13 protein-coding genes are annotated in these 13,764 nt (G+C 69.9%); 6 read left to right on the top strand and 7 right to left on the bottom strand.

Going from position 1 to position 13,764, the window contains the following annotated elements:
• Nucleotides 1-326 precede the first annotated feature (326 nt).
• The 5 genes from Aph01nite_RS30295 to Aph01nite_RS30275 all read right to left on the bottom strand — a co-directional run bounded on the left by Aph01nite_RS30295 (nt 327) and on the right by Aph01nite_RS30275 (nt 5,430).
• Nucleotides 327-1,067 carry a CPBP family intramembrane glutamic endopeptidase gene (locus Aph01nite_RS30295; RefSeq protein ID WP_204044441.1) on the bottom strand — a complete coding sequence of 247 codons (741 nt, stop codon included), beginning with the start codon at nt 1,065-1,067 and terminating at the stop codon, nt 327-329.
• 136 nt (nt 1,068-1,203) lie between these two features.
• Entirely contained in the window at nt 1,204-1,953 is a 750-nt protein-coding gene (locus tag Aph01nite_RS30290) for a neutral zinc metallopeptidase (protein ID WP_239162097.1), read from the bottom strand.
• Nucleotides 1,954-2,113: 160 nt separating this feature from the next.
• A complete protein-coding gene (locus Aph01nite_RS42285; RefSeq protein WP_204044440.1) occupies nt 2,114-3,583 on the bottom strand; it encodes a glutamate-cysteine ligase family protein in 1,470 nt (489 codons plus the stop codon).
• A 27-nt stretch (nt 3,584-3,610) separates the two neighbouring features.
• Nucleotides 3,611-4,249 carry a response regulator gene (locus tag Aph01nite_RS30280; RefSeq protein ID WP_204044439.1) on the bottom strand — a complete coding sequence of 213 codons (639 nt, stop codon included), beginning with the start codon at nt 4,247-4,249 and terminating at the stop codon, nt 3,611-3,613.
• On the bottom strand, nt 4,246-5,430 hold the full coding sequence (locus Aph01nite_RS30275) for an ATP-binding protein (protein WP_204044438.1): 1,185 nt from the start codon (nt 5,428-5,430) through the stop codon (nt 4,246-4,248). Before Aph01nite_RS30275 ends, Aph01nite_RS30280 begins: the two co-directional genes overlap by 4 nt.
• Before the next feature lie 114 nt (nt 5,431-5,544).
• On the opposite strand from Aph01nite_RS30275, the gene Aph01nite_RS30270 reads away from it, so the two are divergent.
• From Aph01nite_RS30270 to Aph01nite_RS30245, 6 genes are all read left to right on the top strand, one after another.
• Nucleotides 5,545-7,089 carry a PspC domain-containing protein gene (locus Aph01nite_RS30270; protein WP_204044437.1) on the top strand — a complete coding sequence of 515 codons (1,545 nt, stop codon included), beginning with the start codon at nt 5,545-5,547 and terminating at the stop codon, nt 7,087-7,089.
• Nucleotides 7,079-7,324 carry a tetraspanin family protein gene (locus Aph01nite_RS30265; RefSeq protein WP_204044447.1) on the top strand — a complete coding sequence of 82 codons (246 nt, stop codon included), beginning with the start codon at nt 7,079-7,081 and terminating at the stop codon, nt 7,322-7,324. The genes Aph01nite_RS30270 and Aph01nite_RS30265 overlap by 11 nt, the downstream gene beginning before the upstream one ends.
• A 111-nt stretch (nt 7,325-7,435) precedes the next feature.
• A complete protein-coding gene (locus Aph01nite_RS30260) occupies nt 7,436-7,909 on the top strand; it encodes a (2Fe-2S)-binding protein (protein ID WP_204044436.1) in 474 nt (157 codons plus the stop codon).
• Entirely contained in the window at nt 7,906-10,251 is a 2,346-nt protein-coding gene (locus tag Aph01nite_RS30255; RefSeq protein WP_204044435.1) for a xanthine dehydrogenase family protein molybdopterin-binding subunit, read from the top strand. The genes Aph01nite_RS30260 and Aph01nite_RS30255 overlap by 4 nt, the downstream gene beginning before the upstream one ends.
• Entirely contained in the window at nt 10,248-11,111 is an 864-nt protein-coding gene (locus Aph01nite_RS30250) for an FAD binding domain-containing protein (RefSeq protein WP_204044434.1), read from the top strand. Before Aph01nite_RS30255 ends, Aph01nite_RS30250 begins: the two co-directional genes overlap by 4 nt.
• A gap of 68 nt (nt 11,112-11,179) precedes the next feature.
• Nucleotides 11,180-11,935, top strand: a complete 756-nt coding sequence (locus tag Aph01nite_RS30245; RefSeq protein WP_204044433.1) for an SRPBCC family protein — start codon at nt 11,180-11,182, stop codon at nt 11,933-11,935.
• Here the strand turns inward: Aph01nite_RS30245 and Aph01nite_RS30240 are convergent, their stop codons facing one another.
• Nucleotides 11,936-13,396 (bottom strand): AAA family ATPase, encoded by a 1,461-nt coding sequence (locus tag Aph01nite_RS30240; RefSeq protein WP_204044432.1) that lies wholly within the window; start codon nt 13,394-13,396, stop codon nt 11,936-11,938. It abuts the gene before it with no gap.
• Nucleotides 13,397-13,452: 56 nt separating this feature from the next.
• Nucleotides 13,453-13,692: a hypothetical protein gene (locus Aph01nite_RS30235; RefSeq protein ID WP_204044431.1), complete on the bottom strand. Its 240-nt coding sequence runs from the start codon at nt 13,690-13,692 to the stop codon at nt 13,453-13,455.
• Nucleotides 13,693-13,764: the final 72 nt, after the last annotated feature.

Here is a 13,764-nt window from a genome sequence, read left to right as displayed (position 1 = left end):
ACCCAACGCACGGGGCCTCTCGCCGTTATCCGGCGCCGACAACGCAGGTGACGCTTCCCACCGCACCGGCGCCCTAGAGCGACCGCCCGCGACTGCCAGGAGCTTTGAAAACCCCCACCCAGAATGAACTGGCCGCTCTTGGCACCGGTACGGCGAGCAGCGTCCACCTGCGCTAACGACTCCGACTAACGGCGGGAAGCAGCAATCCTGGGTCGCCCTGTTAATCCCTAACAGAGTGCGGCCGGTCGCTCTTGGCACCGGTACGGCGAGCAGCGTCACCTGCGTTAACGGCGCCGGATAACGGCGAGAACCCCAGTGCCTGGCCCCTACGCCCGTTTCTTGCGGGCGTCGATGCGCCGTCCGATTCTGGCCGCCGCATACCCGAACGAGTTCGTCGCGATGTGAACCAAGGCGGGAGCCAGTAGGCCGCCTCTCCGGCGTAGCTCCCAGAAGGCGAAGCCGGCCAATGAGGTGGTCGCCACCGTCCCCGCCACCAGCCGCGCCGCATCCGCCTTGGGACGTGAGTCCGGCTCTGTGACGGCGTCGATTTCGCCGGTGGTCAGACGGCTGAGGGAAGGGTTGGCCCGGGCCATGTCGAGGGCGGGGAGGACGTGCCAGAGGCCGAAGAGAGCGGAGGAAACGGCAGCAGCCGTCGTGGGCCGGAGGGAGCGGGAGAGCAGGGCGGGAAGGACACCGCGAAAGGCGACTTCTTCGAGCATCACCGTTCCAACCGGAACCTGAAGCAGCGCCTCCTCCAGCAGGCGGGCACGACTGAGCGACAAGGCCCGTTCATCACGGAACAACGACCGCGTCCGAGGCAGCCCGATCCCCACGGCGTACGCCCCGGCGACACCTGCCGCCAGACCGCCCCCGATCGCCGCTCCTTCTTTCCACCGCCCGAACCCGAGCGCCTCACCCCGCAGCCCCTCCCGCCGAGCGATGCCCAGGATCACCCCCGTGGCCAGCGCCGACGTCACCGGCGCCCAGCGCTTGGCCACGACGTTGTTCATCACGTTCGCGCCGGCCAGCACCCCGACACACGCCGCGATCGCCCGCAACCCCGCCATCGTCTCTCCTCCCACCGGCAACCGACGTTAGCCGCCGCCCAGCCGGCAGAAGAACGGAAGACGGCTCACCCACTTCACTAAGCGGTACCGCCGAGGTACCCCGACTTCACTAAGCGGTTTGGAGCCATCCACCGGCTCAGCAGGCGCCGACGCCTTGCTGGTAGCCGGTCACGAAGGCGGCCTGACGGCGTTCCGGTGTGCCATGCGCGCCCGGCTCCCACCACGCGTCCGTGGGATCCCCGGCCGCTATCAGGTTGTTCATGACCTCAACATCGTCCCCGTCCTCAGCCTGGAGCTGCCCGGCCTGGATGAGCGCACTCAGCGTCCCACCGGCATAACAGTCAGCCTGAAGCTCCCGCTCCACACTGAAGTTGAAGTTCTGAACGAGCTGCGCCTGCACCGCATGCCCGAACTCATGCGGAATCACCACATACACCGCGGCATCCCCAAGCTGCTGATACAGCCCTTCCAGCCAGTTCGCATCAAAAGCGATGAAATGCCCATCCGAACAATAGAAAGCATTGTTCGGCACAGAAGGCTCACCGCCACACGCAGGTCCATCGAACCCGGTGTAAGCCACGAACTCCGTCACCGGCCGGTAACTCGCCCCACTCGCCTGGAACCGCTGCGTCCAGAACGCCTCCGCCAGACACCGCGCCAGCCGTACATCACTGGCGAACGTCTGCCCGTCCTCGTTACACCCGGACGCCTGACCTGGCCCGTTGGTGGATTCCACCCCGCCCTCATCTGCGGGACCGGACTGCGAATCGATCACATCGCCGGCCGTGGGCTCCGCCACAGACTCGGTCGGCCCCGACGACACGGACACCACTCCACACGAGGAGCCCGCCACCATCACACACGCCGCCACAACGGCAACAACCATCTTCCGAGGAGACACCCCCTCATCGTTGCCTAAATCCACCCCCCAAATCCCCTAAAAAGACGACATCACCATCACCTGATAATCGTCTGCGGCGATTACGTGCCGATGGCAGGCCAGGTGTGGGCGGCTTGGTTGGCGTGCATGTGGGTGGTGTAGGCGATTACGTGCCGATGGCGGGCCAGGTGTGGACGGGTTCGTTGGTGTGCATGTGGGTGGTGTAGTGGAGGGTCATCTGGCGGAGGGCCTCGTAGTCGGAGCCGAGGTCGTGGAAGGCCTGGACCTGCCAGGTGGCGCCGTTGGCGTGGGTGAGGCAGCGCTGTTCGATGATGCCGAGGAGGCGGTCGCGGTGGGTGGGGTCGACGCCCCATTTGTCGAGGCCCTCGTGGGCGAGGGGGAGGAGGCGGCGGAGGACGAGCTCGGTGGCGGGGACTTCGCCGAGGCCGGGCCAGTAGAGGCGGGCGTCGAGGCCGTGGCGGGCGGCGGAGCGCAGGTTGTCCTCGGCGGCGGCGAAGGACATCTGCGTCCAGACCGGGCGCTCGGCGTACGGGAGCACGCGCATCAGGCCGTAGTAGAAGGCGGCGTTGGCGGCGATGTCGAGGACGGTGGGGCCGGCGGGGAGCACGCGGTTCTCCACGCGGATGTGCGGGAGGCCGCCCGCCACGGCGTAGACGGGACGGTTCCAGCGGTAGACCGTGCCGTTGTGGAGGGAGAGTTCGCCCATGGCGGGGGTGCCGCCGGAGTCGAGCACCTCGCGGGGGTCTTCGTCCTCGCACATGGGCAACAGGGCCGGGAAGTAGCGGACGTTCTCCTCGAACAGGTCGAAGACGGAGGTGATCCAACGTTCGCCGAACCACACCCTCGGCCGTACGCCCTGGGCTTTGAGCTCTTCGGGGCGGGTGTCGGTGGCCTGCTCGAAGAGGCTGATCCGGGTCTCGCGCCAGAGTTCCCTGCCGAACAGGAACGGCGAGTTGGCGGCGACCGCGATCTGGGCGCCGGAAATGGCCTGGGCGGCGTTCCAGTGCGCGGCGAAGGCGGGCGGGCTGACCTGGAGGTGGAGTTGCACGCTCGTGCAGGCGGCCTCGGGGGTGATGCTGTCGGCGTAGGTGTCGAGGCGTTCGACGCCCTCGATGTCGATGTGGAGGTCCTCGCCGCGGGCCGCGAAGATCTGCTCGTTGAGCAGTTTGTAGCGCGGATTGGCCGACAGCGTGCCCTCGTGCACGTCCGACTCGCGGAGCGTGGGCAGGATGCCGACCAGGACCATGTGGCCGCCGACGGTCCTGGCCCGCTCCTCGGCGTGGTTGAGCTTGTCGCGGACCGACTGCTCCAGCGCGTTCAGGCCGTTCTGGGAGAGGTCCTGCGGGTCCACGTTTATCTCGACGTTGAACTGGCCGAGTTCGGTCGCCCAGTCCGGTTCCGCGATCGCGGCCAGGACCTCGGCGTTCTTCATGGCGGGTTCGCCCCGCTCGTTGACCAGGTTGAGCTCGATCTCCAGGCCCGCCAGCGGCCGGTCGGCCTCGAACCGCGCCTCGCGCAACATCTGGGCCAGCACGTCCAGCGATCGACGAATTTTGTCGCGATAAATCCGGCGGTCTTCCCGGCTGAACGTTATGGCAGGTACGTCACGTCCCATCTGCGAAGCGTCGCACGGCGGCGCGGATCAGACCAGGCGACGGGCGGTCGCCCAGCGAGACAGTTCGTGCCGGTTCGACAGCTGTAGCTTGCGCAGCACCGACGACACGTGCGTCTCCACCGTCTTCACCGAGATGAACAGCTCCTTGGCGATCTCCTTGTACGCGTACCCGCGCGCGATCAGCCGCAGCACCTCGCGCTCCCGCGTGGTCAGGGAGTCGAGTTCGGGATCGATCGGCGGCGCCTCGGTGGAGGCGAAGGCGTCCAGCACGAACCCGGCCAGCCGCGGCGAGAAGACCGCGTCGCCCTCGGCCACCCGGCCGATCGCGTCGGTCAGCTCGGTGCCGTTGATGGTCTTGGTCACGTACCCGCGCGCGCCGCCGCGGATCACGCCGATCACGTCCTCGGCCGCGTCGGAGACCGACAGCGCCAGGAACCGGACCTGGGAGCCCGACCCGAGCACCCGCCGGAGCACCTCCTGGCCGCCGCCGCCCGGCATGTGCACGTCCAGCAGCACCACGTCCGGCTCCAGTTCGGCGATCGTGCGCACGGCCGTCTCCACGTCCTCGGCCTCGCCGACGACCTGGATGGACGGCCCCAGCTCGGCGCGCACCCCGGACCGGAACAGCCGGTGGTCGTCCACGATCAGCACACGTACGGTCTTCATGAATTCCTCTTCATCGTCAACATGATCTCGGTGCCCTCGCCGGGCGCGGTCTTCACCCGGGCGCTTCCGCCGTTCCGCTCCATCCGGCCGATGATCGACTGGCGGATGCCCATCCGATCCTCCGGCACGTCGTCGAGGGTGAAGCCCTTGCCGCGGTCCCTGACGAACAACGTCACCTCGTCGGGTTCGATCTCCAGATAGACCGAAACGACCGGGGATTCAGAATATTTCGCCGCGTTCACCATCGCCTGCCTGGCCGCGTGGAGCAAGGCCGAGAGGCTCTCGTCCAGCTCGCAGTCGCCGACGCAGACGATCTCGATGGGCACGCCGTGCGCGTCCTCCTCCTCGGCCGCGACCCGCCGGACCGCCGCCGCGAGCGTCGCGTCGGCGTCCTGTTTCGGCTGGTAGAGCCAGTTGCGCAGCTCGCGCTCCTGGGATCGGGCGAGCCGGGTGACCTCGCGCGGGTCGTTGGCGTTGCGCTGGATCAGGGTGAGGGTGTGCAGCACCGAGTCGTGCACGTGCGCGGCCACCTCGGCCCGCTCCTCCTGCCTGATGCGCTCGGTGCGCTCCTTCTGGAGCTCCTTCCACAGGCTGGCCAGCCAGGGCGCGGCGATCAGGCCGATGCCGCCGACCACGACGGCGGTGAACATCAGGCCGGTACCCGCCTGGGCGAGCTGGTCCTGGGCGACCAGGAAGCCGATCGCGCCGACCACCACCAGCAGCAGGCCGATGCCCGAGCGCACCCAGGTCTGCCGGACCTGGCCGACGGTGGTGTTCATCCAGCGCTTGCGGCGGCCGGGGTCGGCCTGCTGCCAGAGGATCAGCGAGCCGATGCCGCCGATCGCGATCGGCCAGGTGGCGACTCCGCCGGCGGCGGCCCCGGTCAGCACGCCGAGGGCGGCCAGCACGAAGCCGACCAGGCCGTACGCGGCCACCTGCCCCCAGTCGCGGCCCCGGTCCACCCGTTCGGACGGTTCGCGCGAGGTGAACATCCAGAGTGCGGCGTACGCGACGATGCCCAGCCCGTCCAGGACGGTGAGCAGCACGAACGCGAGCCGCAGCACGACGGGGTCGAGCCGCAACTGGTCGGCCGCCCCTTGCGCGACTCCCGCGACCACGCGCCCGGACATGGGCCTGGTCAGCTTGGGGAACGCCGGTATGGCGTCAGGAATCTCAGACATCGCCCCTGCATCGTCACATGTCGCCCAAGCGTACGCATCAGGGCGCGTCCCTGAGACTGAGTTCAGGGGTTCCCCCGATGGCACACACCCCCGCACAACGACCACGATGGGACCATGACCGAAGCACCCTCGTCCGGGCCGAACGCGGAAGACCCGAACGCGGCGACCCAGCACACCGAGACGGACGCGCCCGCGCAGGCGCCGGCCGATCCCGAGGCGTCCACGGAATCGACGGAATCCACGGAAACCACCGAACCCGGGGAGCCCGGGACGGCCATGGAAGCGCCGCGGTTCCTGCAGCGCAGTAATGAAGGGCGCATGCTGACGGGGGTCTGCGCGGGGCTCGGCCGGTTCTCCGGCATGGACCCGGTGCTGTTCCGGGTGGGTTTCGCCGTGCTGGTGCTCGGCTCCGGTATCGGGATTTTTCTGTACATCGCCGCGTTCCTGTTGATGCGCGAGCCCGATGGACGCCCCGGCTACCTGGAGCAGTGGACCCGCCGCATCTTCGACGCGGAGACGGTGCTGGCCCTGCTCACGGCGGTGTTCGCGTTCGGTCTGATCATCAACGTGGCCTCCGGCGGGATCGGCCGCGGCACCATCGTGGTCGGCACCCTGCTGGCCATCGCGCTGCTGGCCGCGCACGCCCGGGGCGTCGACCTGATGTCCCTCGCGCGCTCCATCCCCGAACGCATGACCGGCCGCCGCGGCATGACCCGCGCCCCGGAAAGCGCGTTCGCCCGCCCGTTCACCCCGCCGTACCCGACGCCGGAGCCCGCGATGCCGCCGTCTCCCGGTCCGTACGGCTACGCCCCCGCGTACACCGCGCCGCAGGTCGGCGGGTACCGCAGGCTGTCGGACCTGGCACGGGAAGCCCGCAGCGCCACGTTCGCCCCCCAGGCGACGCCGGCGCCCCCGTACACCGCTCCGCCCACGGCTCCTTCGCCGGCCAGGCCGTACGACACGGGAGAGCCGTTCGCGCCGCGCGGGCCGTACGCGCCGAAGACCCCGGAGCGGCCGCAGCAGCGGCCGCAGAAGATCAAGCAGAAGAAACCCAAGTCGTTCATCGGCGGACTCACCATCTGCCTGGCGTTCATCGTTGGAGGCATCATGGTGGCGGTCCAGTCCGGCACCGGTTCGATCAGCGCGCCCGTCATCGGCGGGGCCGTGCTGGTCACGATCGGCGCGGGCCTGCTCGTGGCCACCTGGTACGGCCGGGGCGCGGCCCTGGTCGCCGCGGGCACGATCGTGTCGCTCGTGCTGGTCGCCGGGTCGAGCGTGAGCGGCATCCCGAAGAAGGTCGGCAGCTACAACTGGCATCCCGTGGACATCTCGCAGGCGAGCAGGACGTACACGGTCGGCATCGGCGAGGGCCGGCTGGACCTGAGCGACCTGACGCTCAGCCCCGGCGGCAGGACCAGGTTCGACGCCTCCATCTCGGTCGGCCAGCTGACCGTGCTGCTGCCGCCGACCGCGCGGGTGGAGGTGTTCGCCTACACCCGGCTCGGCGACATCAAGGTCGACCACCGGGTGGAGAACGGCACGGACGTGACCGTGAACCGGATCCTGGACCCGGAGGTCAAGCCGGACGGCGACGCCGCCACGATCGAGCTGCACGTACGGGCGGGCATCGGGGACGTGGAGGTGCGCCGTGCCGCGTGACGACGAGCACAACCCGTGGGCCTCCCCCGCCGAGACGGAGGAGCGGCCGCCGCAGGGCCGGGGACACCGGACGGACTGGCTGGCCCTCCTCTGCGGCCTGCTCTTCATCGGCTTCGGCATCCGCTACCTGATCGCCCCCGACCCGGACCCGATGATCATGGTGCCCATCCTGCTGGTCGGCCTCGGCTTCGCCGGATTCATCGGAATCATCAGCAAGGCGTTCCGCCGGCGGTAGCGCCCTCGTTTTAGTCATGTGATCGCCCCGGTGCGGCATGGAGGGTTGACCGCGAACCTCACGGGCGTACGTTCACAAGTGTCCGTTTATCACTTGTGGTGCGGAGGACGTATGTCTCGGATTACCGTCACCGTCGACGGCACGAAATACGAGGAAGAGGTCGAACCCCGGCTGCTCCTCGTCCATTTCCTGAGAGACCGGCTGGGGCGAACGGGCACCCCGATCGGCTGCGACACCAGCAACTGCGGCGCCTGCACGGTCCTGATGGACGGCCGGAGCGTCAAGAGCTGCTCCGTCCTCGCCGTCCAAGCGGACGGCGCCGACATCCTGACCATCGAAGGGCTGGCCGGCAGCGGCGGCTGGCACCCCATGCAGCGCGCCTTCCACGAGGAGCACGCCCTGCAGTGCGGGTACTGCACGCCGGGCATGATCATGGCCTCGATCGACCTGGTCCAGGACAACCCCGACCCGTCGGAAGAGGAGATCCGGTCCGGTCTGGAGGGCAACCTCTGCCGGTGCACGGGTTACTGCAACATCGTCCGAGCCGTACGCAAAGGCGCCCAGGAGCTGGGGGCCGCGCAATGACCGACACCCTGCCCGAGGCCGAGATCGGCCGGGCCCGCCGCCGCAAGGAAGACGGACGCCTGATCACCGGGCGCACCCTGTGGACCGACAACATCCAGCTGCCCGGCATGCTGTACATCGCGTTCCTGCGCAGCCCCATGGCGCACGCGCGCATCACCCGGGTGGACACCTCCGCCGCGAAGACCCAGCCCGGCGTGGTCGCGGTCTTCAGCGGCCAGGACCTCGCCGACGAGCAGGGCAGCCTGCCGTGCGCCTGGCCGGTGACCGAGGACATCGTCATCCCCGACCATCCGCCGATGGCCGTCGGCACCGTCCGGTACGTCGGCGAGGCCGTCGCCTGCGTGGTCGCGACCGACCGGTACAAGGCCGCGGACGCGCTGGACGCGATCGAGATCGACTACGAGCCGCTGCCCGCCGTCCTCGACATGAACGAGGCCCTGGCCGAAGGCGCGACCCCCGTCCATGAGGGCGGAAACCGGTCGTTCACCTGGCAGTTCGGCACCGGCGACGTGGACGCGGCGTTCCGGGACGCGCCCGTGGTGATCGAGCGCACGTACGTGCAGCAGCGGCTCATCCCCAGCGCGATGGAGCCGCGCGCCGTGGTCGCGCAGACCGACGGCGACACCTACACCGTGCACAGCGCCACCCAGATCCCGCACGTGCTGCGCGTCATGCTGGCCGCCACGACCGGCATCCCCGAGCACAAACTCCGCGTGGTCGCCCCCGACGTGGGCGGCGGTTTCGGTTCGAAACTGCAGGTCACCGCCGAGGAGGTGCTGGCGCTGCTGATCACCAAGCGGCTCGGGCGCCCGGTCAAGTGGACCGAGTCCCGCTCCGAGGGCAACCTCACCGTGCACCACGGCCGCGACCAGATCCAGCGCATCAGCCTGGCCGCCTCCGCCGACGGCGTGCTCCGCGGCGTCAAGGTGGACCTGCTCGCCGACATGGGCGCCTACCTGATGCTGGTCACGCCCGGCATCCCGCTGCTGGGCGCGTTCATGTACACGGGTGTGTACAAGATGGACGCGTACGACTTCACCTGCACCGGCGTCTTCACCACCAAGATGCCCACCGACGCCTACCGGGGCGCCGGGCGTCCGGAGGCCACGTACGCGATCGAGCGCGCCATGGACGAGCTCGCCCACGAGATCGGCGTGGACCCGCTGGAGATCCGGCGGCGCAACTGGATCAAGCACGAGGAGTTCCCGTACGCGACGGCGGGCGGCCTGACGTACGACTCGGGCAACTACGAGGCCGCCACCGACCGGGCGCTCGCGCTGTTCGGCTACGACAAGCTCCGCGCCGAGCAGTCCGACCGCCGGGACCGCAACGACTCGGTGCAGCTGGGCATCGGCGTGTCCACGTACACCGAGATGTGCGGCCTGGCCCCGTCCCGGGTGCTGGGCAGCCTGCGGTACGGCGCGGGCGGCTGGGAGCACGCCACCGTGCGGATGCTGCCCACCGGCAAGGTCGAGGTCGTCACCGGCACCAGCCCGCACGGCCAGGGCCACGAGACGGCCTGGTCGCAGATCGTGGCCGACGCGCTCGGCGTGCCGTTCGAGGACGTGGCCGTGCTGCACGGCGACACCGCCTCCGCGCCGCGCGGCATGGACACCTACGGCTCCCGCTCCCTCGTGGTCGGCGGCATCGCGGTGCTCCAGGCCTGCGAGAAGGTCAAGGAGAACGCCCGGCAGGTCGCCGCCCACCTGCTGGAATGCTCGCCGGACGACCTGGAGTTCACCGGCGGCGCGTTCCGGGTGCGCGGCACGGGCGCGGCCAAGACCATCCAGGAGGTGGCGCTGGCCACCTTCGCCGCCCACAACCTGCCGGACGGCTTCGAGCCGCAGCTGGACGCGGGCAGCACCTTCGACCCGGAGGCGTTCTCGTTCCCGCACGGCACCCACCTGTGCGCGATCGAGGTGGACACCGAGACCGGCGAGTCGAAGATCCGCTCGTACGTGGCGGTGGACGACATCGGCAACGTGGTCAACCCGCTGATCGTGGAGGGCCAGGTGCACGGCGGCATCGCCCAGGGCATCGCCCAGGCCCTGTACGAGGAGGCCGTCTACGACACCGACGGCAACCTGCTCACCACCACCATGGCCGACTACCTGATCCCGTCGGCCGCCGACCTGCCCGACTTCACCACCGACCGTACGGTCACCCCGGCCACCTCCAACCCGCTCGGGGTGAAGGGCGTCGGCGAGGCGGGCACCATCGCGTCCACCCCGGCCGTGGTCAACGCCATCGTGGACGCGCTCAGCCCGTACGGCATCCGGGACGTCGCGATGCCGTGCACGCCGGAACGAGTCTGGCGGGCGATCCAGGGAGGAACGTCATGATCCCGGCCACCTTCGAGTACGTCCGGCCGACCACGGTGGAGGAGGCCGCCCAGATCCTCCGGAACGCGGCCGGCGACGACGTCAAGCTGCTGGCCGGCGGGCAGTCGCTGCTGCCCCTGCTGCGGCTGCGCCTGGCCTACCCGGCCGCGCTGATCGACATCGGCAGGATCGACGAGCTGCGCGGCGTCAGGGACGAGCCCGACCACGTCTACATCGCCGCCATGACCACCCACGACGAGGTGGTCAAGTCGGCGGTCGTGCAGGAGCAGTGCCCGCTGGTGGCGCTGGCCACCGCCCAGGTCGCCGACCCCGCCGTACGGCACCGCGGCACCTTCGGCGGGTCGATGGCGCACGCCGACCCGGCCGGAGACCTGCCCGCGGTGGCGCTCGCGCTGGACATGACGTTCGTGGTCCTGTCCGCCGACGGCACCCGGGAGATCCCGGCGGCGGAGTTCTTCGTCGACTACCTGGAGACGGCGCTGGAGCCCGGCGAGATCCTGCTCGGCGCGAAGGTGCCGAAACTCGGGCCGGGCTGGGGCTTCCACTACGAGAAGTTCCACCGGACCGCCCAGGCCTGGGCGATCGTCGGCGTCGCCGCCGCGGTGAAACGGGACAACGGCACGATCAGCGAGGGCCGGATAGCGCTCACCAACATGGGCACCGTCCCGGTCCGCGCCTTCGCGGCCGAACGCCGGCTCCCCGGCGTCCCGATCACCAACGGGTACGGCGAGCTGCGGGAAGCGGTCTCGGTCGCGGCCGAGGGCACAGATCCGCCCACCGACCTGCACGGCCGTCCCGACTACCGCCGCCATTTGGCGGTAGTACTAACAGAGCGAGCGGTACGCCAAGCCGCCGTTTGATCAACCCGGGGTGGCGGTCGGCGCTCACCCGGTCGTAGTGTCGAGGAAAGAGAGAACGGAGTCGCACCATGGCGATGCGGTTCGAGCACGAGTTCACCGTGCCGGTCCCGGTCGAGCAGGCCTGGTCAGTGCTGCTTGACGCCGAGCGGGTAGCCCCTTGCCTTCCCGGCGCGTCGCTCGACTCCGTCGAGGGGGACACCGTGACGGGCAAGATGCGCGTCAAGGTGGGCCCCATCACGGTCACCTACAACGGCACCGCGACCTTCGAGGACGTCGACAAGGACGCGCACACGCTCACCCTCAGAGCTTCGGGTAAGGAGGCCCGCGGTGCCGGCACGGCCAGCGCCACCGTCACCGCGCGCCTCGTCCCGGAGGGCGACACCACCAAGGTCACCGTGGACACGTCCTTCAACGTGACCGGCCGCCCGGCCCAGTTCGGCCGCGGCGTCATGAACGAGGTCGGCTCCCGCCTGATCGACCGCTTCGCCGCCAACCTGGCCACCATCCTCCAGGAACCCGCCGCGGAGCCCCCGGCAGCGGTCCCCACCCCGGACATCCCCCGCCAGCCCACCGCCCCCGACGAGCCCGCCCGCCACCTCTCGGCCGTCCCCACCCCGCGCGAAACCCCCATCCCCGAGGAGACCCTGGCCCGCGAGGCCCACCCCGCCGGCACCTCCCGCACCTCCCTCACCCCCGACGAGGAAGCCCTCGACCTCCTCGAAATCGCCGGCGCCCCCGTCCTCAAACGCCTCGCCCCCGCCCTGGCCGCCCTCGGCCTCCTCGTCCTGGTCATCTGGCTGATCAGAAGATCCCGCCAGCACTGATCACGCCCCGGCGTACAGCCGCTCCAGGTCGATCAGCTCCACATCCGACCGCCCGGCGGCGACCTCCCGCAGTTCCCGGGTGAATCCCGCCCGCGCGAAGAGCAGCAGTTTCGGCGTGCCCTCGACCTTGGCGTCCGGCAGCAGGCCGCGCATGTGCTCCAACCGGTGCAGCTGAGGGAGGTCCACCGGCGTCCTGGTGCCCTTGGCCTCGCCGATGGCGGTCACCCGCTCGCCCTCGTACGACACCGCCTCGGTTACCACGACGTCGACCTCGTGCCCGGCCCGGTGCTCGCGGCAGGGTAGGTCCGCCGGCCTGACCCGGGTGGCCGTCCCGCCGAGTGTGTCCTTCGCCGCGTGGTCGAAGCACCACGCGCGGGCGAGGTCCTCGAAGTGCGGCCCGTAGATCCGGCCGGCGACCGTGTCCTCTCCCTCCGCCCAGACCCGTTCGGCTCGGCCGGCGACCAGTTCCGGTTCGTGCCGCCGCACCAACAGCTGGTGCAGCCGCACGATCGGCTCGGCGATCCGGTACACGCTGCGCTTCTCCCGCAGGGCGTCGTCGATCTGGTCGATCAGCCCGATCCCCCGCAGCCCGGTCAGGAGATGCGCGAGCGACGTGCTCGGCCGCCCGAGCGCCGCGGCGATCTCCGAGCGGCGGTGGTTCCCGGCGCTCAGCGCGGCCAACACGGCCGAATACGAGGTCGGATTGGTGATCGACGGCTCTTCGCGCAGGAGCTGGCCGCCCTCGCGGAACATGGCAGTGGCCGGATTCAGCAGCCAGCGGCACACCCACGCGTCGAACTCGTCCAGCGTCGCCGGCCCGCCGCCGCACATCTCCAGGTACGCCGGCGTGCCGCCCACCAGCGCGTTCACCCGGAAGGCCAGCTCGGGGTCCCGGATCCCCCAGAACGCGGCCGCGTCCCGGAACCCGAACGGCCGCACGACCAGCTCCAGCGTGGCCCTCCCCCGCAACGGCGCGCCGCCGCCCAGCAGCTGCGCCATCGTGGTCAGTGCGCTCCCACAAAGGATCAGCCGCGTCCGCGTGTGCTCCTTGGCGAACCCCAGCGGACTCAACGCCTGCTGAAGGTACGACGGCAACCCAGGGCTCGTCCCCACCAGATACGGGAACTCGTCGATGACCACGGTCGTCGGCTGCCGCTCCCCCAACCTCAGCAGATCACCCAGCGCCTCCCGCCAGGACCGGAAAACCACCGGCCGCCGCAGCCCCGCGAACTCCGCGTACGCCGCCCCGATATCCGCAAGATTCTGCCGCTCACTCTGCTCGGTGGCGGCGAACATGAACCCGCCCACCTCCCGCGCGAGCAGCTCCAGCATCAACGTCTTCCCCTGCCGCCGCCGCCCGTAGACCAGCCCCAGCGTCGCCCCCTCCCGCTCAGACCCAGCAAACGCCTCCAACTCCTCCCACTCCCGCCCCCTCCCAAACAACCGCCCCGGCTTCGCCACCCAACCTCCTCACATTCGTTCAACTATTATAGTTCCGCGAATAATAGCTATGGCGATCACTCACCTAGACAGCGGCGTTCGGGGTCGATCAGTACAAGGTGGGGGTCGGTTCCGGCGGCGGCTTGGAGGTCGGAAGGGGGTTCGCCGTCCGGTTCGCCGAGGACGACGACGTCGAGTTCGTGGCTGGTCCGCTGGGCGGGGTCGTTGACCACGCCGCGGCCGACGTCGGCGGCGACCCCGCCCCAGGTGTCGGGGAAGCCGAAGTCGGCCGCCCAGGTGCGGCAGAGTTCCAGCAAATATAGAACTGTACTTATAAGAAGTACGGTTCTCCCTGCCTCGCCAGCGTGCCGCAAAGAGTGGGTGTGGGG

The organism is Acrocarpospora phusangensis, assembly GCF_016862995.1.
Classification (GTDB): Bacteria; Actinomycetota; Actinomycetes; order Streptosporangiales; family Streptosporangiaceae; genus Acrocarpospora; species Acrocarpospora phusangensis.
The sequence above is the reverse complement of the archived record's forward strand: the minus strand, read 5'-3'. Positions and strand labels throughout refer to the sequence as shown.

Excerpts from the sequence above, each read along its gene's own strand:
- Aph01nite_RS30295 (WP_204044441.1), bottom strand. The coding sequence starts at position 1,067 with ATGGCGGGGTTGCGGGCGATCGCGGCGTGTGTCGGGGTGCTGGCCGGC.
- Aph01nite_RS30290 (WP_239162097.1), bottom strand. The coding sequence starts at position 1,953 with ATGGTTGTTGCCGTTGTGGCGGCGTGTGTGATGGTGGCGGGCTCCTCG.
- Aph01nite_RS42285 (WP_204044440.1), bottom strand. The coding sequence starts at position 3,583 with ATGGGACGTGACGTACCTGCCATAACGTTCAGCCGGGAAGACCGCCGG.
- Aph01nite_RS30280 (WP_204044439.1), bottom strand. The coding sequence starts at position 4,249 with ATGAAGACCGTACGTGTGCTGATCGTGGACGACCACCGGCTGTTCCGG.
- Aph01nite_RS30275 (WP_204044438.1), bottom strand. The coding sequence starts at position 5,430 with ATGTCTGAGATTCCTGACGCCATACCGGCGTTCCCCAAGCTGACCAGG.
- Aph01nite_RS30270 (WP_204044437.1), top strand. The coding sequence starts at position 5,545 with ATGACCGAAGCACCCTCGTCCGGGCCGAACGCGGAAGACCCGAACGCG.
- Aph01nite_RS30260 (WP_204044436.1), top strand. The coding sequence starts at position 7,436 with ATGTCTCGGATTACCGTCACCGTCGACGGCACGAAATACGAGGAAGAG.
- Aph01nite_RS30255 (WP_204044435.1), top strand. The coding sequence starts at position 7,906 with ATGACCGACACCCTGCCCGAGGCCGAGATCGGCCGGGCCCGCCGCCGC.
- Aph01nite_RS30250 (WP_204044434.1), top strand. The coding sequence starts at position 10,248 with ATGATCCCGGCCACCTTCGAGTACGTCCGGCCGACCACGGTGGAGGAG.
- Aph01nite_RS30245 (WP_204044433.1), top strand. The coding sequence starts at position 11,180 with ATGGCGATGCGGTTCGAGCACGAGTTCACCGTGCCGGTCCCGGTCGAG.